At 48.7% G+C, this 19335-nt stretch carries 14 protein-coding genes; 5 read left to right on the top strand and 9 right to left on the bottom strand.

Going from position 1 to position 19335, the window contains the following annotated elements:
• Positions 1-12: 12 nt before the first annotated feature.
• The 6 genes from IC229_RS27340 to IC229_RS27315 form a co-directional block, all read right to left on the bottom strand.
• On the bottom strand, positions 13-1080 hold the full coding sequence (locus IC229_RS27340) for a sulfite exporter TauE/SafE family protein (protein WP_190890920.1): 1068 nt from the start codon (positions 1078-1080) through the stop codon (positions 13-15).
• Positions 1081-1235: 155 nt separating this feature from the next.
• Complete coding sequence (locus tag IC229_RS27335; protein ID WP_190890918.1) at positions 1236-2228, bottom strand: sterol desaturase family protein; 993 nt, start codon at positions 2226-2228, stop codon at positions 1236-1238.
• 152 nt (positions 2229-2380) lie between these two features.
• Positions 2381-2830 (bottom strand): DoxX family protein, encoded by a 450-nt coding sequence (locus tag IC229_RS27330; protein WP_190890916.1) that lies wholly within the window; start codon positions 2828-2830, stop codon positions 2381-2383.
• 75 nt (positions 2831-2905) lie between these two features.
• Entirely contained in the window at positions 2906-3478 is a 573-nt protein-coding gene (locus IC229_RS27325) for a Crp/Fnr family transcriptional regulator (protein WP_190890914.1), read from the bottom strand.
• A gap of 155 nt (positions 3479-3633) precedes the next feature.
• Positions 3634-4827 carry a S8 family peptidase gene (locus tag IC229_RS27320; RefSeq protein ID WP_190890912.1) on the bottom strand — a complete coding sequence of 398 codons (1194 nt, stop codon included), beginning with the start codon at positions 4825-4827 and terminating at the stop codon, positions 3634-3636.
• 189 nt (positions 4828-5016) lie between these two features.
• Positions 5017-6855 carry a hypothetical protein gene (locus IC229_RS27315; protein ID WP_223834220.1) on the bottom strand — a complete coding sequence of 613 codons (1839 nt, stop codon included), beginning with the start codon at positions 6853-6855 and terminating at the stop codon, positions 5017-5019.
• Positions 6856-6985: 130 nt separating this feature from the next.
• Here IC229_RS27315 and leuS point away from each other — a divergent pair, with 130 nt between their 5' ends.
• Both leuS and IC229_RS27305 read left to right on the top strand, forming a co-directional pair.
• Complete coding sequence (gene leuS / locus IC229_RS27310) at positions 6986-9790, top strand: leucine--tRNA ligase (protein WP_190890910.1); 2805 nt, start codon at positions 6986-6988, stop codon at positions 9788-9790.
• Positions 9791-9945: 155 nt separating this feature from the next.
• Positions 9946-12255 (top strand): fused MFS/spermidine synthase, encoded by a 2310-nt coding sequence (locus IC229_RS27305; protein WP_190890908.1) that lies wholly within the window; start codon positions 9946-9948, stop codon positions 12253-12255.
• Between the two features lie 267 nt (positions 12256-12522).
• On the opposite strand, the gene IC229_RS27300 is transcribed toward IC229_RS27305, so the two are convergent.
• Positions 12523-13539, bottom strand: a complete 1017-nt coding sequence (locus IC229_RS27300; protein WP_190890906.1) for an LLM class flavin-dependent oxidoreductase — start codon at positions 13537-13539, stop codon at positions 12523-12525.
• 131 nt (positions 13540-13670) lie between these two features.
• On the opposite strand from IC229_RS27300, the gene IC229_RS27295 reads away from it, so the two are divergent.
• A complete protein-coding gene (locus IC229_RS27295) occupies positions 13671-14561 on the top strand; it encodes a glycerophosphodiester phosphodiesterase family protein (RefSeq protein ID WP_190890904.1) in 891 nt (296 codons plus the stop codon).
• Between the two features lie 98 nt (positions 14562-14659).
• Here the strand turns inward: IC229_RS27295 and IC229_RS27290 are convergent, their stop codons facing one another.
• Both IC229_RS27290 and IC229_RS27285 read right to left on the bottom strand, forming a co-directional pair.
• The gene (locus tag IC229_RS27290) at positions 14660-16258 is read right to left on the bottom strand and encodes a bifunctional GNAT family N-acetyltransferase/carbon-nitrogen hydrolase family protein (RefSeq protein ID WP_190890902.1); all 1599 of its coding nucleotides are present in this window, start codon (positions 16256-16258) and stop codon (positions 14660-14662) included.
• Between the two features lie 103 nt (positions 16259-16361).
• Positions 16362-17381, bottom strand: a complete 1020-nt coding sequence (locus IC229_RS27285; protein ID WP_190890900.1) for a threonine aldolase family protein — start codon at positions 17379-17381, stop codon at positions 16362-16364.
• A 304-nt stretch (positions 17382-17685) separates the two neighbouring features.
• On the opposite strand from IC229_RS27285, the gene IC229_RS27280 reads away from it, so the two are divergent.
• Together IC229_RS27280 and IC229_RS27275 are read left to right on the top strand one after the other, a co-directional pair.
• Entirely contained in the window at positions 17686-18693 is a 1008-nt protein-coding gene (locus tag IC229_RS27280; RefSeq protein WP_190890898.1) for an OmpA family protein, read from the top strand.
• A 125-nt stretch (positions 18694-18818) separates the two neighbouring features.
• Positions 18819-19307, top strand: coding sequence for a hypothetical protein (locus IC229_RS27275; RefSeq protein WP_190890896.1), 489 nt, complete (start codon positions 18819-18821; stop codon positions 19305-19307).
• Positions 19308-19335: the final 28 nt, after the last annotated feature.

Below are 19335 nucleotides of genomic sequence, written 5' to 3'. Positions count from 1 at the left end.
TCACTATCAACTTTAAATGAACTTGATAATCTTGCGCAAACTTACGATGATAATCACAATTCCGACGAGAATCATCATAGTTTTGACGGGAAGCTTTTGAGCCAGTCGGGCCGCAATGGGCGCTGCAATCATACCGCCAAGAATTAACCCCAGAATGACCAGTCCGTAATTATCGAGACCAGCGTACAGCGCGAAAACTACCGATGAAGCAAAAGAAACGAAGAATTCGGCCAGGTTTACCGAGCCAATAGTGTAGCGTGGGTGCCGACCCGAAGCAATCAGTGTAGAGTTAACAATAGGGCCCCAGCCTCCGCCACCAATTGCATCGACAAAGCCGCCAAACCAGGCCAGCAAACCAATCTGACGAACGGGTTTTTTCTTAACCCGTTTCACCAGTGCCTTCCTTAAAATCAGGACGCCCAGAATAGCCGTGTATACTGAAATGGCCGGATTCAGGTAATCAGATATAACTTCTAAATCGGCCAGTTTTGTAATCAGAAAAGCACCCAGAGCCGCGCCGATAACGCCTGGAATCAGGACAACTTTAAAGAGCCGACTATTTACGTTTCCGAACTTCAGGTGCATGTAACCCGATACGCCTGACGTGAAAATTTCGGAACTGTGTACGCTGGCCGTAGCGAAAACCGGACTGATACCCACGCTCGTCAGGAACGTAGTGGCTGTAACGCCATACGCCATTCCCAGCGCCCCATCGATCATCTGCGCCACAAAACCGGCCATAATGAAGTAAAAAATTTCGGGAGTAATCTCAATGGTATTAGCAATGATTGTAAGCCGGTCAAGCGTGAAATAACTGAATAACAGGTGCCCGACAATCATCAGGGCGAGACCAGCAAATACATAAATGGCTATTTCTGTACGTGTCCGACGGCGAAGAATGGGGCGTACATGTTCAGTCTGTATTTGCACACCCGGAAAAGCGGCTCGAAGAGTGTCTGCCTGTTGGCCTGCCTTATCGCCCTGAATACTAATTGTCAGACCAGTAAGATCAAGATCTGATAAAATAGTGGCCGGTGTTGCCCGAACTGAATCGGTAGGAGGGGCTACCTGTTCCTGCATAAGGTATAAAACCTATAGAATTAATAGATTATTTTCTTTATGAAAAACGGCACTTCATTGTGCCGTTTTTCAATATGTCAAGCTACAAAGATACGTATGCGATAGGGGTAAAACAAATAAATGATTTAGTATCACGGTTGCACCTGCTAAATCATTTACTTTTCAGTTTGTAAACCAATATTTATTGGAACAGAGGCAGTTGAATCTGGTTGATAATCCATCCGTTTCCGATCCGTCAATTGAACCTGGTTTTCCAGTCGCTTTTTTTCTTCGGCAATTGCGATTGGGCTCCCAAAAATAAAATACAGTTTACGGCGCAGCCCTTTTGCGGATCGTACATCGTTCACGATATCGATAAACTCCTGAAAATTAATCAATAAAGGATTGGCTTTATTTTCAATATTCGTTGTGATGCCATAAATAACCTGTTCTTCTTCAGGCTGAAACGTACCGAAAAGCCGATCCCAGAAAATGAATGTTGCTCCAAAATTTTTATCGATGTATTTTTCCTGAGAGCCATGATGAACGCGGTGATTCGATGGAGTCGCAAAAATGTATTCAATCCAGGCAGGCATCCGGCGAATGTATTCTGTATGTACCCAGAATTGAAACAGGACAGCAATTTGGTTCGTCACAAAAAAAATGATGGGGTGAAAGCCGATCAGCGCTACCGGAATAAAGAAGATAAGTTTGAAATGCTGAACCCAGCTTAGCCGGTAAGAAACCGTCAGGTTGTAGTGCTCACCTGTATGATGCACTACGTGGGTCGCCCACCAAAATCGTTGTTCGTGCGATACGCGATGGGCCAGGTAGCTAAAGAAATCATAAATAACGTAGCAGGGTAGGAGCGTCCACCAGGAGAGGGCCATTCGCCATGGGAGTAGGTTGTATAGCCAAATGAATAAATAAAGCAGGCTTGCTTTAAGCGCAGCACTTACAATAAGACTGCCAATACCCACGAGAATAGAACCAATCGTTTCCTTCTTTTCATAGTAGTCTTTCTCCTGATAATACGTTACGATCATCTCGATAACCGTAAAGAAGAGCATAACCGGAACAGCCCAAAGGATAATATTAGGTATGCCTTTTTCAAGATTAGTAATAGTATGAATATCTATTTCTGGGGCACCAAACAAGGAATCAAGCATAATTGAAGCTAAACGTGAGCATAGTTACTATACTGTAAAGCCAGACTAGATTTTCATAGTTCAAAATATCGAAGGAATCTGAGGAAAATGGACATTTATATACCGACAATGCAAAATTAGCCCGTTAAACAGTTCTTTAAATCCAGTAATGTTCAGAGCAAAGCCGCGTACCAGATCCAGATGATATAGACAGGTTGAAACAATAGTCGCGACCAGACGTACCACGGTTTGGCCGGTAAACCTCCCGGAGGAGGCAGGTTGTTGACTGCTACGTTGATATTGGCCGGAAAGATGGCAATCAATAGCACAATAAGCCCCCAGGCCGCCAGAAAGCGGGTTGCCGGAAAAAGCAGACCAATCGCCAGGATAATTTCGGCCACGCCCGATAGCAGAATCAGCAGGCGCGGATTCGGTAGAAAGCCCGGAATCATATACATAAGTCCTTCCGGTTTCCGCAAATGCGAAAGGCCAATCAAAACGAACATCGTCGTTGCAGCCAACAGCGCATCATTGTGAAGATTTAATAAGTAAGGAGATTGAGTGAGCCAGCCGATTCCGTAGAACAGGGCGCCAAACGATACTAAACCAAGGAAGAATGCCATAGTCGTATTTGTTATTGATTTGTAAGGCAAAGTTCCAATGGGTTAAAAGGCTATCCACTAACATTTGTTAGTAAATCAAACTTCCCGCCGGATGCGGCTCAGGCTTTCGGGCTCGATGCCGAGATAGGAAGCCAGATGTCGGACGGAAATAGTCTGCACCAACGTGGGATTCTGTTCGAGCAACTGAACGTAGCGCTGCTTGGCGTTACTCGTCAGAAACTGTACTTCGCGACGGGTTTTCCGTAGAAATGCCTGCTCCGCAATCAAGCGTCCGATACGTTCGGCGGTGTGCGAGTGTTGGTAGAGGTTCAGCAGATTTGTACGACTGAAACGTAGCGCCGTTACGTCAGTGAGTGCCTGTACGTTAAATTCCGTAGGTTGTCCCGTCAGAAACGAAGAATAGGCCGATACAAAGTCGTTGCTGAAAATGAAGTCGAGTGATACGTCTTTGCCATTGGCATTTAGGAACAGCCGAACCATACCGTCCACTACGTAATAAATGTATCGCTCGACCTGGCCTTCCTGAATCAGAAAATCATTTTTGGAATACGTAACAGATTCAACAATTGGTGTGAATAGTTGCCAGTCTGCGTCAGATTGCTGCGTCAACGTATCTAGTTTCTGGCGGAGTTGTTCGAGGGGCGTCATGCGTTAAAAACGCAAAAACGGTTAGCAGGTTTCAAGCTGATAACCGTTTTTTTGTCATTCTGAGGCACGAAGAATCTTAACGTTTCTTCACATTAGAATTAGGAGACCTCAAGATTCTTCGTGCCTCAGAATGACAAAAAGCTGTATACCGTATCTTACTCGCCCGCCATTGGGTCAGGCGTCCCGTCCTTATCGCCCGTAACGGTGCCGTGGGTCGGAAAATCATTACCTCGTATGTACAACAGACCCGCTACGTGTGGAGCCGCCATCGACGTACCACTCAACGTAGCGTAGCGCCCATCTTTATACGTCGACGTAATGCGAACGCCATACGCGCACACATCGACGCTGGTGCCGAAATTGGAGAACGACGCAAATTGATTCAGATTATTCATGGCCGACACCGTAAATACGTTGGAATGATTCAATCGGGCGGGCGAATAACTGTTGGCGTTTGCGCTTTCATTGCCAGCCGCAATAGCGAACAAAATTCCCAAATTGGCGGCCTGCGTAATCGCCCGTTCGAGTGTGGCCGATGTACCTTCGCCCCCCAAACTCATGTTCACTACGTCGCCCGCTTTACCATTTTGGTTTACCCAGTTAACGGCCTGAATAATACCGGATAAGCGTCCATCACCATCATCGTCTAATACCCGTAGTGCCACCAACGTAGCACCCGACGCAATCCCCGTTATACCGACGCCATTATTTTTTGCGCCAATAATTCCTGCTACGTGTGTACCGTGCCCATTTTCATCATCGGCCGACGAGTTTCCGTTGATGAATGATTTGCTACGTTTAGTGTCCACATTTAGATCGGGGTGGTCCAGGTCGATGCCTGTGTCGATAACCCAGACGGTTTTGCCCGTTTGTAAATCGCCCCGACCATAGCCCGTTTGCTTTACGTTCCAGGTCAACGTAGAGGTCGTTGCTACGTCGACGCAGCTACACATCGACATGATCCGGTCGGGTTCTACCAACGTAACGGTCGGGTCTAATTTTAACTTTTGGGACTCGCTTTCGGTCAGGTGCGCCAGAAAAGTTGTCTGTTCGCCGGAAGCCAGTACGTCTACCGATGAATTAACCATTTGATGATTCGCCAGCAATTGTTCGGCTGCGGTTTCGACGGCCGCCAATCGCGCACCCGGAGCGGTGGGTAGTGTTTGGCTCGGCTGATACGTAACGATATACGAACCCGCAATAGCAACGCCATTGTTGGACGAGGCTTTGACCAGACAATCGGTCGATAAGCTAGCGGGCGTTAGTTCCTGATCTGACTGACAGCCAAGCATGGCAAGCCCAACCAAAGCAACGTTGGTAAACGTAGCAAGCGGTGTAAAACGGCGCATGTGTTTAATACGAAATAGATGGAAAAAGTAATGAAATCGTACACCGTTACTTCATGCGGGAGACTGGATTTTGGATGGGGAAAATAAAGGAATTGTCAATCGAAAACGTAGCGAAACGGCCCTATAATCAGACCATCAGGACCTATATTTACAATACGTTAAAAACGAAAAAAACGTTGCAGACTTGTGTTAGAACACCTCTTTTTTAGGACGTAGCGGAATGAACACAACATGCCCGGCGGCTGGGAATTTTGCCTCGGCAATTGGTCTGCCAAATCGCTGGTAAAAACCAGCTATCTGTTGCGGAGGCAGTAAATCAAGGTAAAGATTAATTCCCGCGAAATGATTGTTCCGAAGAAAGCGATCCATGAAGTGCCAGTCCTGATCGGTGAAGTTTCGGCCGGGGGTAAGCAGTTGGGGCCAGCCATCGCGCAGAAAGGGTTGAATCTGGTCGGGATGAAGCCGCCCGAAATACTGACCGACTCCGCTTTTATCGTAAAACCGGCGGAATGTAAAGACGGCATTCAATTGGTCATAATTCGGACAAAGACCTTCTTTGTTACCCGTGCCATCGGCTCCAACGGTGCAGAACGGCCAGTCGAGCACCGCTTCGCCCGGTTGTTGACGTATCACCGCACAATAACGTATCACCCCTGCCGATACTACGTTAACCGGTACATCCAGACGTAGTGAATAGCTCGTGTACCACTCCAGACACATCAACACCAGCAGAAACGTAGCAACGATTTTACCGATACGTTGGCGAGGCCATTGAACCGGCAAGGCCAGCAAACAAAGGAGAATCGGGTACACCAATGACGCCCGCCCCCCATGCCGATTGAAGCTAAACCAGGGAAACAATTTAAGCGATGGCACCAGTACGGGATGATACAACAAACACAGTACCAACATCAACACGATTGGTAGCCAAAGGGCGATATTCCGGCGAATTTGCCACCATCCGAAAATACCTAACAGTGTTAGATAAAGTCCTGGACTTCCCTGGGCGTAGCTTTCGAACGTATCGCGCAACCAACGCTGGTAAGGCATGGCGTAACTGTCGAGGCCGGGTAGATGAGGTAGTAACAGACGTAGCGGATGCGACCAGGAAGGTATAGTTGTTACGTTGTCGAAGTTGAATTGCCAGGCTGTCAACGCGATTTGCAGCGTGAGTGGGAAGTACAACCAGAGGCTTAAACCAATCAGGAAGAGCAACGTAGCAACGCTGGTTTTATGTTGCCGAAATTCATTCCGAATGTAGCGAAGCAATTGCGTTGGCCACTCGCTGACAACCGGAAAACGGCGATACAAAACTACCGCCAACACAGGCCAGGTAAGTGCTGTGAACATCAGCGCATAACCCGCTACGTAAGCGAGTTCCTGTCCAAGAATCTGAATGTGCAGCCAGCCACAAAGCAGCCAGTACGTTAGCGAAATTGGGTTTTTCTGTACTACGTCCAGCAGCAGTCGATACGTAGCAACCATGCACAAAACCGTCCAGTGCGCTACGCAGACGTTCATGTGAATGGGGAATTTCCAGAGGGCGTAAAAGTTGAATATCGAGACAATCAACCCGGCCACCGCCGACTTCACCAAGCCAAATCGGGAACGTAGCAGCAGGAACGTACCCACCGACGTAACGACCAGACTATATACGTAATAGAACTGCAGATAGGGACCGGGGCCGTCGAACAACCGGTAACAGAACCCATACCAATAATCCCGCTCGAAGCCCCAGTCCAGAAAAACCTGATTAGTGCCATACGGGTAAAACGTTTGTGTATTGACCAGATTCAGTTGAGGAAACGGCCACAGACTGAGGTTCTTCCCGAAAAAATAACCTACGTATTCGTACTGGTCAGTGTCGTAGCCATCGGAGAGCGGAACCTGGAAATTACCCACCGGCCATGCAGTCAGTAGAGTGGTCAGGACGCCTAACGTAAAAGCCCAAAACCAGACGGACTGCCACCACGTAGATACAGACGAGCCGGTTTGGTGTGGACGAAGAAAGGTTTGCTCCTGACTCATTTCGAGGAATTGGCAGTATCTCTTTGGTGGCGATGGGCAAAAGTCTCTCTAAACGGCTATTTTTGCAAAAATTAGTAACGCGGCTGAAAAGCCGCATTGAATTTAGCGGCCTTCCAGCCGCGTTACCAACATGGCCGACTACAACCACTCGAAAGTTGAAAAATACTGGCAGGACTTCTGGGATAATCACGATACGTTTAAGCCCGACGAACAAACTGCCAAGCCGAAATACTACGTCCTGGATATGTTTCCATATCCGTCGGGGGCAGGGCTTCACGTGGGGCACCCGCTGGGTTATATTGCTTCGGACATTGTGTCGCGGTATAAACGCCTGAAAGGATTTAACGTACTGCACCCGATGGGTTTCGATTCGTTCGGGCTTCCGGCTGAACAGTACGCTATCCAGACGGGGCAGCACCCGGCCATTACGACTGAACAGAATCGGCAACGCTACATGGAGCAGTTGAAAAACATCGGATTTAGCTACGACTGGACTCGCGAAGTACGTACCTCAGACCCAGCTTTTTACAAATGGACCCAGTGGATTTTCATGGAATTGTTCCGGTCGTGGTACAACCGCGATACCGACCGGGCCGAACCCATTGAAACCCTGCAACATAAATTTGCCACCAATGGCACCACCGACGTAAACGCCGTCTGTGATGACGACGTTACGTCGTTCACAGCTGCCGAATGGAATGCTATGTCGGCGAAGGAATCGTACGAAATCACGTTAAAATATCGCCTGACGTATCTGGCCGATGCGGTCGTGAACTGGTGTCCTGCTTTGGGTACTGTGTTGGCCAACGACGAAGTAAAAGACGGCGTATCAGAACGGGGTGGTTATCCAGTAGAGCAAAAATTGATGCGTCAATGGATGATGCGTATCACCGCCTACGCCGACCGTTTGCTGACTGGCTTGGACACCATCGACTGGACCGAATCGCTGAAAGAGCAGCAACGTAACTGGATTGGTAAAAGCATTGGGGCTTCGGTGAAGTTTGCCGTTGAAAATTCTTCAGCTATCATCGAAGTATTTACGACGCGCGTCGATACAATTTATGGCGTTACGTTCATGGTGTTGGCCCCTGAACATGAGCTGGTTCCGCAATTGACTACGCCTGATCAACGCGAAGCCGTAGACGCCTACGTGAGCGCGGCCAAGCTACGTTCCGAACGCGACCGTATGTCCGATACAAAAACGGTTTCGGGTGTGTTTGCGGGCAGTTACTGCATCAATCCGGTCAACGGCGAGAAAGTGCCTATTTATCTGGCTGATTACGTATTGGCCGGTTATGGTACGGGTGCCGTAATGGCTGTACCATCGGGCGATCAACGCGACTGGACGTTTGCAATGCAATTCGGCTTGCCCATCATCCCGATTCTGGATGCTCAAAAAGATACTGACAAACAGGCCGATAATACGAAGGAAGGCCGTTATATCAATTCGGGTATCATCGACGGTATGACGTATCAACAAGCCGTTCCCGCGTTGATTAGCTGGCTGGAAGATGGTGAGTTAGGCCGTGGGAAAGTAAATTACCGGATGCGCGATGCTGTGTTCAGTCGCCAGCGGTATTGGGGTGAACCCGTGCCGGTGTATTTCAGAGAAGGTTTACCGTATTTGATTGAAGAAAGCGATCTGCCATTGGAATTGCCCGCCATCGACAAATACCTTCCAACCGAAACGGGCGAACCACCGCTGGGCCGTGCTGAGGGCTGGAAATACAAAGGTATCTACGACTACGAACTGAGCACCATGCCCGGTTGGGCTGGTTCGTCGTTTTACTGGTATAGGTACATGGACCCGCAAAACGATTCGGCATTCGCTAGCAAAGAAGCCATTAATTACTGGCAAAACGTAGATCTGTACATCGGCGGCACCGAGCACGCAACGGGCCACCTTTTATACAGTCGTTTCTGGAATAAATTCCTGAAAGACCGGGGCTACGTACCGCAGGAAGAGCCGTTCAAAAAGCTCATCAACCAGGGGATGATTCAGGGGAGGTCAATGATTATTTACAGACTAAAATCTTCTGAAGGTGCAGGTAAGACGCCGGTTTTTGTTTCATTTGGGTTGAAAGATCAATATGAAACAACCGAGTTGCATGTTGATGTAAACATCGTAGAAAACGATGTATTAGATACCGAAGCATTCAAAAACTGGTTACCAGACTATCGAAATGCCGAATTCATATTAGAAAATGGCAAATACATCTGTGGTAGTGTCGTTGAAAAGATGTCAAAACGATATTTCAACGTTGTAAATCCAGATGATGTATCTGGCCGATACGGGGCCGACGTACTACGTATGTACGAGATGTTTCTGGGGCCGCTTGAGCAGGCGAAACCCTGGAATACCAACGGCATCGACGGCGTGTATCGCTTCATTCGCAAATTCTGGCGGTTATTCTACAAGGACAACCTAGACGGTTCTAGTTCGTGGATTGTGACGGATGAGCAACCAACTCCCGCCGAGTTAAAAATTCTGCACAAGACCATACAGAAAGCACAAAGCGACATCGAAGCTTACTCATTCAATACGTCGGTAAGTGCGTTCATGGTCTGTGTGAATGAATTGTCGACCTTAAATTGCCACAAACGGTCTGTTTTGCAGGATTTGGTTTTGATTCTGTCTCCTTATGCGCCCCATGTCACCGAAGAATTGTGGGCGGCTTTGGGTAACGAACCGGGTTCTATTTCGAAAGCGCAGTTCCCGACTTTCAATCCGGCATACCTGGTTGAGGACGCCTTTGAGTATCCGATTCAGATTAACGGAAAAGTACGTACCACCATCAGTTTCGCCATCGACCGGGCGGCTACCGAAATCGAACGGGAAGTATTGGCCGACGAAATCGTGCAGAAATGGCTCGACGGAAAAACACCCAAAAAAGTGGTAGTAGTACCCAAACGAATCGTGAACGTAGTGATATAGTAGCCTGGACGTCCACGTCCGGGCGAAAATAAATCTATTATACCCGGCCGTGGACGTCCAGGCTACGACCTTGACAATCAATTCATAATTTGAAAATAAGAAAGCCGACGTATTGTCGGCTTTCTTATTTTCGTGCTTCGCTTCGTATCTTGCCTATGCCCATTTCTACGTCCCGACAACCGCTGGTTGTGCTGTTGCTGTTCTTTCTATCTGGATTTGCCGCGCTGCTGTATCAGGTAATCTGGCAGCGACTCCTGGTTTTTTATACGGGCTCCGACACGGTAAGCATCAGCCTGATCGTGTCGGCGTTTATGACGGGTTTAGGCATCGGGTATCTGGCTGGTGGCAGGCTTGCCGACCGCTCAACGTCAACGCAGAATCTGCGCTATTTTGTTTTAGCTGAATTAGGCATCATGGTCTTCGCCTTGTTCAGCAAAGCCATACTTTATGACTTCCTCTACCAGTCGAATCAGTTACCTACAGATAAGCCGCTGCTTGTCTATGTCATCGTGTTCGGGATTGTGCTGCTGCCAACGTTCCTGATGGGTGTCTCGTTGCCTGTACTCTCCCGGACGTTTCGATTTGGCGATATGGCCCAGCAGGCACGGTATATCAGTCTGTTATATTTCATCAACACACTCGGCGCGGCCGTTGGCGCTTTTGTAACAGGATTTCTTTTAGTACGTCGACTTGGTTTCGACAACGCGATTTTTATTGGTGCAGCCCTGAACGGTCTTTGCGCTGTCTGTGCATGGGACATAGGGCGCGGAGCAACGAGAGAAAAGGCGTTGGGCGATGGGGGAGGGAGTGAAACTTTAGCTTCTAGCCACGCGCCCGATGCCCTTAGCCCCTCACCACATGCCCCACACACTCTGCCCCTCACCACATGGTCGGTGCAGTATGCAGTTTCGGGATTTGCGGCCCTGTCGCTGGAGCTGATCTGGTTTCGGGTGCTGGAAACGCTGATTAAGTCGGTTTCACTGACGTTTGCCATTTTGCTGGCCATTTACCTCGGCTCTATGGCTGTCGGAACCGTAGCCGGTACATGGCTCACCAGCCGATCAGTCTATCAGTCAGTGGTTCGTCGTGAACGGGCGTTTCTGCTGGCGCAACTGGTACTCTATGGATATACAGCTCTGTCGGTTGGCGTGTTTGTCAACGCCATCGGGCGGGTACCTGGATTACAGTTTCTCTGGGATTATTTTGCCAGTGGCGAACCCGTTTTGAGTCCCCGATTCAGTTTGTTTACCTATGGTGCGGTGCCAATATTTCTGCTGGGAATTCCGACCTTTCTAATGGGGCTGAGTTTCTCATTATCGCAGTCGCTCATTCAGGATAATTACGCCCAAATAGGTCGGCGAGTGGGTTGGCTACAATTTATCAATATTGTCGGGTCAGCGGTAGGAGCCTGGGCGGTTACCTGGGTTGGATTTGCTTATCTGGGCACCTCGCTTTTATTGAAATACATCGTTGCGCTGAGTTTTGGCTACGTAGTATTGTTACTGCTACGTCGGCATATCTCCGCTTCAGTAGCGGGTGGATTAGCTGTTGCGCTGGGATTATTTATATGGATTATTCCGGATAACGCCCAGTTCTGGCAACGCCTGAATGGGTTGGAAAAAACGAGTGATTTTGTGTTTGATGAAAATGAGTCGGCAGTATCGGTTATCAAAATGACGCCCGATCAAAAGATGGGTATTGTTTTCGTGAATGGACTGGGACAAAGTGGCTTGCCGTATCATTATGATGCCGTTCATACCCTATTGGGCGCCTTGCCAGTTATGATGCATCCTGACCCAAAACACGTAGCCGTTATCGGACTTGGTTCTGCCGGGACTGTGAATGGTATAGCTGGACGGCTGGAAACTCGCCGGATTGATTGTTTTGAAATTGCGTCGAATCAGGAGAAAGTTCTGGCTGATTACGCTGGTCGTGTGGGCGATACTGCTGTGAACGCTGTGCTACGTGACCGCCGGTTAAAAATGATTTTTCGCGATGGACGCTACGCCATACGTAACGGGGCTGCTCGTTACGATGTCATTGAAGCCGATGCGTTACGTCCACTTTCGGCCTACTCGGGCAATGTCTATTCCAGAGAGTATTTTGAACTGGTACGTGACCGGCTCCGGCCGGGTGGCCTGGCCGTTACATGGTGCCCAACAGGGCGCGTGTTCAATACGTTTCGAGCGGTGTTTCCCTACGTAGCGTACTGCGATAAATTGGTTCTGATCGGAAGTAACCAGCCAATTCAGCTGGATTGGAAAGCCATTGAACAGCGCGCGAAGGCAGATTTCAGTCGTCGGCATTATAATCGTTCGGGGATTGATATCTGGTCGCTGCTCGACCACTACCGCCCCCATATTCGCCTACTGCCCCGAGCCACAGGAGTACAGGGAGAAATCAACACCGATCTTTTCCCCAAGGACGAATACAGCATCCGTGTTAAGGATCGTATTGATTTTTAAAATGAATAATGCCTAATGTAATGAGAATTATGGTTCAGTGAACGTATTGCTGGCGCACAGGGCTTCGACAGGCCCAGCCGACAAGCCAACTCGATTCGAGGACTTTAACTGAACTGTCAGGCTGAGCCTGTCGAAGCCCTGTGCGCCAGCAATGCTCTAAAATTCAGAATGTTAGATTGTGAGTTATCCATAATTCACGTTAATGGACAATAAATAATATTGGTTAGTAAGCCAGTTATTCATTGGCCATTATCCATTTTTCATTAATTATAACGTAACAGCTTCTGCCTGTTGAGCGGCTATGGCGTCGCGGATTTGAGCAGTTAATGTGAGTGAATGTTTTCGGGCTTCATGATCGAAAATAGGTACAGAAAGTATCAATTCATCAGCCTGAGTCTGTTGCAGAAAGCTGGTTAACTTACGTTGAACCGTTTCGGGAGAACCAACAGCGGCATACCGGAAGATCGAGTTCGTAGCCATAATTTCGTTTTCCGGCCAGTCAGCGTATAAATCATCGACTGGAGGCTGCATTTGTCGGGCTTTTCCCCGGCGTATGTAAAGAAACTGCTGCTGTACGGATGTAAACAACCTCTGTGCTTCAGCGTCGGTATCAGCAACTATGACGTTAGTGGCTACCATCAAATACGGTTTATCCAGATTGGCAGATGGCCTAAATTGTGTTCGATACTCATGTATCGCATACATCAAATCTTTGGGAGCAAAGTGTGATGCAAACGCGTAGGGAAGCCCCAGCATAGCGGCCAGTTGCGCACCAAATAGACTAGATCCTAAAATCCAGATAGGAATATTTAGGCCATTACCCGGAACTGCCTGCACAAACTGATTCGAGTCGTCGGGCTGGAAATACCGCTGTAATTCAACCACATCCTGCGGGAACGTATCAGGCCCGGTCGCATTCCGACGTAGTGCATAGGCCGTCGGTTGGTCGGAGCCGGGAGCTCGTCCAAGTCCCAAATCAATACGTCCTGGGTAAAGCGACTCCAACGTACCAAACTGCTCGGCGATGACTAAGGGCGAGTGGTTGGGCAACATAATTCCGCCGGAACCTACCCGGATGGTTTTCGTGCCGCCCGCTACGTAGCCAATTACGACCGACGTAGCAGCGCTGGCAATACCGGGCATGTTGTGATGTTCAGCCAGCCAGTAACGATTATAGCCCAGTTGTTCAGCGTGTTGGGCCAGACTGAGCGTATTGTGCAGTGCCTGAGCAGCCGTGTTTCCGACTACGATAGGCGATAAATCAAGAATTGAGAAGGGAACCATACTACGTTGATGATTGAGTGCGTGCGAGGATTCTACGGGCCGTGTCCGTCAATCCGGCCGGGATTCCGCGTACATTTGTAGGTCATCAACAAGTCAACATGTTCGAACGGTTCCTTTCTTCTTCACTGCGAATGAACGCAAAACCACTACTTTGGGGCCTACTTGGTTTCGTTACAGCCTGTGCGCCAAAAGCCTCTACGAATCTTTCTACTTCCCAATCGGCCGATTTTTTTACATACAAAGCAGGTCAATTACCCAAAATCTCGGTGCACCGGGGTGGTGGCGACCTGAAAACTTACCCCGAAAACTGCCTGGAATCGTTTGCTTACGTAGCGAAGCAGGTGGGAGCCGCAACACATCCGGCCGTGATTGAGTGCGATATCGACCTGACCAAAGACAGTGTGATGGTCATGATGCACGATGCCACTCTCGACCGTACTACGACTGGTACCGGCAAACTGATCGAGAAAACCTACGCCGAACTAGACCAATTTCGGCTGGAGGATAACATGGGCAACGTAACGCCTTACAAAATTCCAACGCTGGAACAAACGCTTCAATGGGGCAAAAGTCAGGCAGGTAAAAATCCTGTTACGTTTACGCTGGATGTCAAACGTAACGTATCGTTTGCCAAAGTGGTCGATATGGTCCACAAAACGGGGATGAGCAACTACGTAGCGATTATTACGTACAATGCGCAGGACGCGGCCAAAGTGCATCAGCTCGACCCAAATCTGATGATCTCAGTAACGATACGTAACCGGGCCGAATATGATCGCCTGCGCGAGTTAGGCGTGCCTGATAACAGCATGGTTGCGTTCGTTGGCGTGAAAGAGCCCGAAGCGGATTTATATAAGTTTCTGCACGAAAAAGGAATTGCCACTATTCTGGGCACGCTGGGCAATCTGGACAAACAGGCGGATGCCAAAGGCTATCAAGTCTATAAAACGTTCGTCGATAACGGAGCCGATATTTTGAGCACCGACCGGCCGCTGGAAATGGCGCGTGTGATTTATAAGTGAGCGACGAGATAAAATATGAATGCCATTACTTTTTAGTAATGGCATTCGTGACTAACTCCCTTGAAAAAGCTGGAATACTACGTAACAACAAAGCTTCTTTAATCCGATACCACAATAATCGGAGCGACTTCTTCAGGGTCGTTGTCAGCAGAGGCTTTACGTTGTTTCATCGCTTTGCGAGCTGCTTTTTTTAGTGTTACGTCGTAAAGGTCCGTTCGGCGGTCTTTTAGTACCTGCACTGAACCGTGTTCATGTAATTCTTTTAGCAGACTCAAGTCAACGTCAGCAATCAGGACCATCTCGGTATTTGGCGTTGCTTCGGCTTTGACGGCGTTCGTCGGAAACTGAAAATCCGAAGGGGTAAATACCGCCGACTGAGCGTAATTGATGTCCATATTATGAACACGCGGCAAATTGCCCACACAACCTGAAATGGCAACGTAGCATTCGTTCTCGATGGCCCGCGCCTGCGCGCAGTGACGTACCCGAGAGTAGCCATTCTGCGTATCGGTCAGGAACGGCACGAACAGGATCTGCATACCCTGTTGCGATAGAATTCGGCTCAATTCTGGAAACTCAACGTCGTAGCAGATAAGCATCCCGATTTTCCCGCAGTCGGTATCGAATGCCCGAATTTCGTAGCCACCTACCATACCGTAGTGTCTCACTTCGTTGGGTGTAATGTGAATCTTCCGATACTCTTCCCACGAACCATCGCGCCGGCAGAGGTACGCTACGTTATACAGCCTACCATCTTTATCAACGAGCGGCATACTGCCCCCAACAATATTGACATTGTAGGAAATGGCGAGTTCGCAGAGTTTTTCTCGGACGGATTCGGTAATGTCAGCCAACTTACGTATCGCCACCGGTTCCGGCAAGTCGTTGAAATCAGCCATTAAAGGCGTATTGAAAAACTCGGGCAATACCATGAAATCGGCCCGGTAATCACTCACGGCATTGGCAAAAAACTCTACCTGATCCAGGAATGCTTCCAGATTTTTGAAGAGCCGCATCTGCCATTGAATCACACCCAGGCGTATGATTGAGTCGGTATGCGGCTTTTTGTCTTTTTCATCAACGTAGTAAATGTTAATCCACTCCAGCAACGTAGCGTATTCTTTCGACTCCGAATCGCCGGGCAAGTACCCACGTAGCACCTTCCTGACGTGGAAATCATTCGACAATTGAAAGGTGAGCGTCGGGTCGTAAATCTCCTTTTGTTTCACCTTTGCGATGTACTCGCGGGGGGTCAGATCATTGGCGTATTTATTGTAATTTGGAATACGTCCACCGGCCAGAATGCCTTTCAGATTCAGTTGCTCACAGAGTTCTTTTCGGGCGTCATAGAGACGTCGACCCAGCCGCAAATCGCGGTAATCAGGGTGCACGAAAACCTCAATGCCATAGAGGTAATCGCCTTCGTCATTATGCGTTTTGAAAGTGTAGCCACCTGTAATTTCGAAATAGGTATGATTGTCGCCGAAGTTGTCGTATTTGACCCGGATAGCGAGCGCAATAGCCACCGCTTTGCCATCGACTTCGACGCAAAACTGGCCTTCCGGGAAAATATTCAGCAGTTTGGTGATCGAGCTTTTCGGCCAATAATCGCCCCCAATACCGCTATAGACCTCAATCATGGTTTCTTTCAAATCATGATAGTCGGACTTCTGTAATGTTCTGGTTTGTATATGCATAAGTTGTCAGAACCGGGATTTAGCAGATTGATGGATTTTCAGGATTTTGTTTTCGCTTCCTTGAAGCGCTTATCGACAAAATCGTGTTAATCCCCAAATCTGCTCAATGCCGGTTCAGAAGAAGTTCCATTTCCGCCAGGTGTTCATCCGTAAAATCGTGATGGGTTACGAAACGCACCAGATGCTTGCCGAACGTAACACTGCGAATGCCTTTAGTGGCTAACTGATCAACATAATCGGTAGCCAAGATGGTTTCGGGAAGTCTGAAAATGACGATGTTGGTATCAATTGGGAAAATTTCCTGCACTTCGGGTAAACGTTCGAGGAATGCCCCAATTCTGCGAGCGCGGGCATGGTCCTGTTTCAGTCTGTCGACTTGGTGATCGAGCGCGTAGATACCCGCTGCCGCCAGAAATCCCGCCTGCCGCCAACCACCACCCATCAGCTTCCGAAACCGACGAGCCTGTTTGATAAAATCAGCCTTCCCAAGCAGCAAAGAGCCTACCGGGCAGCCCAAGCCTTTTGACAGACAAATACTGATGGAGTCGAACAGTTGTCCATACGCTTCGGTCGGTTCACCCGTTTCGACCAGTGCGTTGAACAGGCGGGCACCGTCGAGATGCAGTAAAAGCCCATTTTCGGTGCAGGTACGTCGGATAGCGGCAATTTCGGGGACAGTATAGTAGCAACCACCCCCTTTGTTCATCGTGTTTTCGAGAACGACCAGCCGCGATAAAGGCTTGTGGGGATCGGCAGGACTGTAAATGTGTTCGCGAATAAGATCGGGTGTGAGTTTACCACGTTCACCTTTGGCCAAACTCACTGAGGCCAGTGCATTGACCGAAATTCCACCACCTTCGTAGAGATACACATGCGAAAGCTGATCGCAGATGACATCATCGCCGGGACGCGTGTGCGTACGAATAGCGAGTTGATTCGTCATCGTTCCCGATGCACAAAACAAAGCGGCTTCCATTCCGAACATTGTGGCCGCTTTACGTTCGAGCGCATTGACGGTTGGGTCGTCGCCAAAAACATCGTCGCCAAGCGGGGCCGAAAACATGGCTTCGCGCATGCCTGGAGTAGGTTGAGTAACCGTATCGCTGCGCAGGTCGATAATCATAATGGCTAATGAAAAATGGTTAATTGGTAATGGATAATGGTGGAAGTGCTGTCATTTTCATTAATCATTGTCCAGTAGCCATTATTCATTCAATGAGTCGGCAAGTTAACACCCGGGACGCTTTGTTTTGGCCCAAAAAGGACTTTTTTCATGTGTTTGGAGCTTGAAATAGATTGTTTGCTGCAACAATACTGGTAATCTTGCATTTATAATTGTTACGCTTATTTTTGAGCAACCTTTTCGGCTTTTTTCGTCTTAAACGAGCGCACAAAACCACGCATCAGCCTACTGTCCAATTACCGTTATGTTCGCTAACAAAACTCCCTGGATTATTCTGCTCATCCTCTGGATGCTCGGCTCAACCTGGTGGCACGTCTGTAAAATTAAGCAGCTATGCGTTGAGGATGCCCAGCCTTCGGTGACTACATCTGATCCTGAAGCCACAACGCCCCCCGGTGCCGATGGCTATACGATTGCCGATGGAAACCTGTTTCGCCTTGATTTCCCCGGTCAGTTTACGTTTGCCAAATCTGGCGCCAACGCCAACATGAATTCGCTGGGTGGTTCGCTGGATGAATTGACGGCTTACCTGAAAAAGAATCCGGGCCGAAACGTTGAAGTTATTGGCTACTACGTTTCTGACGAGTCGAACACAACTTCGTTTGCGAATCTGGGTCTGGCCCGCGCCGAAGGTATGAAGCAATACATGGTGCAGCAAGGCATTCCGGCCGCATCGATTACAACAAAAGGAGTAGAACGTAACATGCCCTATACGGCTAAAGGTGATTCGTTAGTAGGCGGTCTCGATTTTGCGTTCTCAGGCGGAACAAATACAACGCCAGTGGATGAAACGACGGCGGCTACGGCTCCTGAACCAGCTACAACATCCGCAGCGACCACGCCACCCGCTATACTTACGCTTACTGGGGCTACTACGGAAAGAGAGTTGGCTGAAAGTCAAAAGTTTAAGTCAATTTTTGAACCGATCGATCTGTATTTCCCGTTGGCTGAAGCTAATTACATCAAAACGGCGGAAACGGTTAAGTTCTTTGAAGAAGCCATTCACTACCTGGCGGATCACAAAGACAAAAAACTACAGCTAACCGGCCACACGGATGATTCTGGGCCCGACGATGTAAACATGCGACTCTCCCGCGATCGGGCAAACGACGTGAAGGCCAGACTACGTAAAGCGGGTGTTTCGTCCTCGCAGATTGAAATCAGAGCAAAAGGCGAAACGGAACCTAAAGCCGATAATAGCACTATGTCGGGGCGAAAAGCCAACCGACGCGTATCGGTTGTCGTGTTATAATAAATCTATTCCATGTTCAAGGTTTTAGCCGGGCCGCCGGGCGGTTGGCTGACACAGGCAATGAATCGCCCGGCGCCCGGCTGAAATATTGAACTCCAACCTTCAACTCATAAACACTCCAGATTATGTTTGAACTGAATCCGCTTAACTTACCTGATGCGCAAATACAACAGTGGATTATGCTGTTGGTAGCTGGTGTGTTGGGCTTTATTATTGGATACGTATCACGACAGAGTACTATTCGCCAGCTCGAAGGCGATTTGGCAAGCACCACGCGAGAAGTGGACGACTGCTACCGAGCTCCTGCTCCGGTTGTTAGTGCCGATGATGAAGAAACAATTGTGCTGAATCGTATTCGAAACCGGGCAAACGAAATCAATTTTTCCCGCATCGGCCTCGCTTCGGCCTCCGAAGCCGACGACCTCAAAGCCATTGTGGGTGTTGGGCCGTTTCTGGAGAAAAAACTACATGCCATCGGTATCTATACCTTCCGACAGATTGCCAGTTTTACCACAGAAGACATTCATAAAGTGAACGATATCATTGAATTTTTTCCCGGACGTATCGAGCGCGACGACTGGGTGGGTCAGGCAAAAAGTTTGATAAAAAAATAGATTGAACCAACTCTAACCCGGAGCATAC

The sequence above is a fragment of the Spirosoma profusum genome (genome assembly GCF_014699005.1).
Taxonomy (GTDB): Bacteria; Bacteroidota; Bacteroidia; order Cytophagales; family Spirosomataceae; genus Spirosoma; species Spirosoma profusum.
Note: the sequence above shows the minus strand (reverse complement) of the source record. Positions and strands in the feature narration are given on the sequence as shown.

Excerpts from the sequence above, each read along its gene's own strand:
- IC229_RS27340 (WP_190890920.1), bottom strand. The coding sequence starts at position 1,080 with ATGCAGGAACAGGTAGCCCCTCCTACCGATTCAGTTCGGGCAACACCG.
- IC229_RS27335 (WP_190890918.1), bottom strand. The coding sequence starts at position 2,228 with ATGCTTGATTCCTTGTTTGGTGCCCCAGAAATAGATATTCATACTATT.
- IC229_RS27330 (WP_190890916.1), bottom strand. The coding sequence starts at position 2,830 with ATGGCATTCTTCCTTGGTTTAGTATCGTTTGGCGCCCTGTTCTACGGA.
- IC229_RS27325 (WP_190890914.1), bottom strand. The coding sequence starts at position 3,478 with ATGACGCCCCTCGAACAACTCCGCCAGAAACTAGATACGTTGACGCAG.
- IC229_RS27320 (WP_190890912.1), bottom strand. The coding sequence starts at position 4,827 with ATGCGCCGTTTTACACCGCTTGCTACGTTTACCAACGTTGCTTTGGTT.
- IC229_RS27315 (WP_223834220.1), bottom strand. The coding sequence starts at position 6,855 with ATGAGTCAGGAGCAAACCTTTCTTCGTCCACACCAAACCGGCTCGTCT.
- leuS (WP_190890910.1), top strand. The coding sequence starts at position 6,986 with ATGGCCGACTACAACCACTCGAAAGTTGAAAAATACTGGCAGGACTTC.
- IC229_RS27305 (WP_190890908.1), top strand. The coding sequence starts at position 9,946 with ATGCCCATTTCTACGTCCCGACAACCGCTGGTTGTGCTGTTGCTGTTC.
- IC229_RS27300 (WP_190890906.1), bottom strand. The coding sequence starts at position 13,539 with ATGGTTCCCTTCTCAATTCTTGATTTATCGCCTATCGTAGTCGGAAAC.
- IC229_RS27295 (WP_190890904.1), top strand. The coding sequence starts at position 13,671 with ATGAACGCAAAACCACTACTTTGGGGCCTACTTGGTTTCGTTACAGCC.
- IC229_RS27290 (WP_190890902.1), bottom strand. The coding sequence starts at position 16,258 with ATGCATATACAAACCAGAACATTACAGAAGTCCGACTATCATGATTTG.
- IC229_RS27285 (WP_190890900.1), bottom strand. The coding sequence starts at position 17,381 with ATGATTATCGACCTGCGCAGCGATACGGTTACTCAACCTACTCCAGGC.
- IC229_RS27280 (WP_190890898.1), top strand. The coding sequence starts at position 17,686 with ATGTTCGCTAACAAAACTCCCTGGATTATTCTGCTCATCCTCTGGATG.
- IC229_RS27275 (WP_190890896.1), top strand. The coding sequence starts at position 18,819 with ATGTTTGAACTGAATCCGCTTAACTTACCTGATGCGCAAATACAACAG.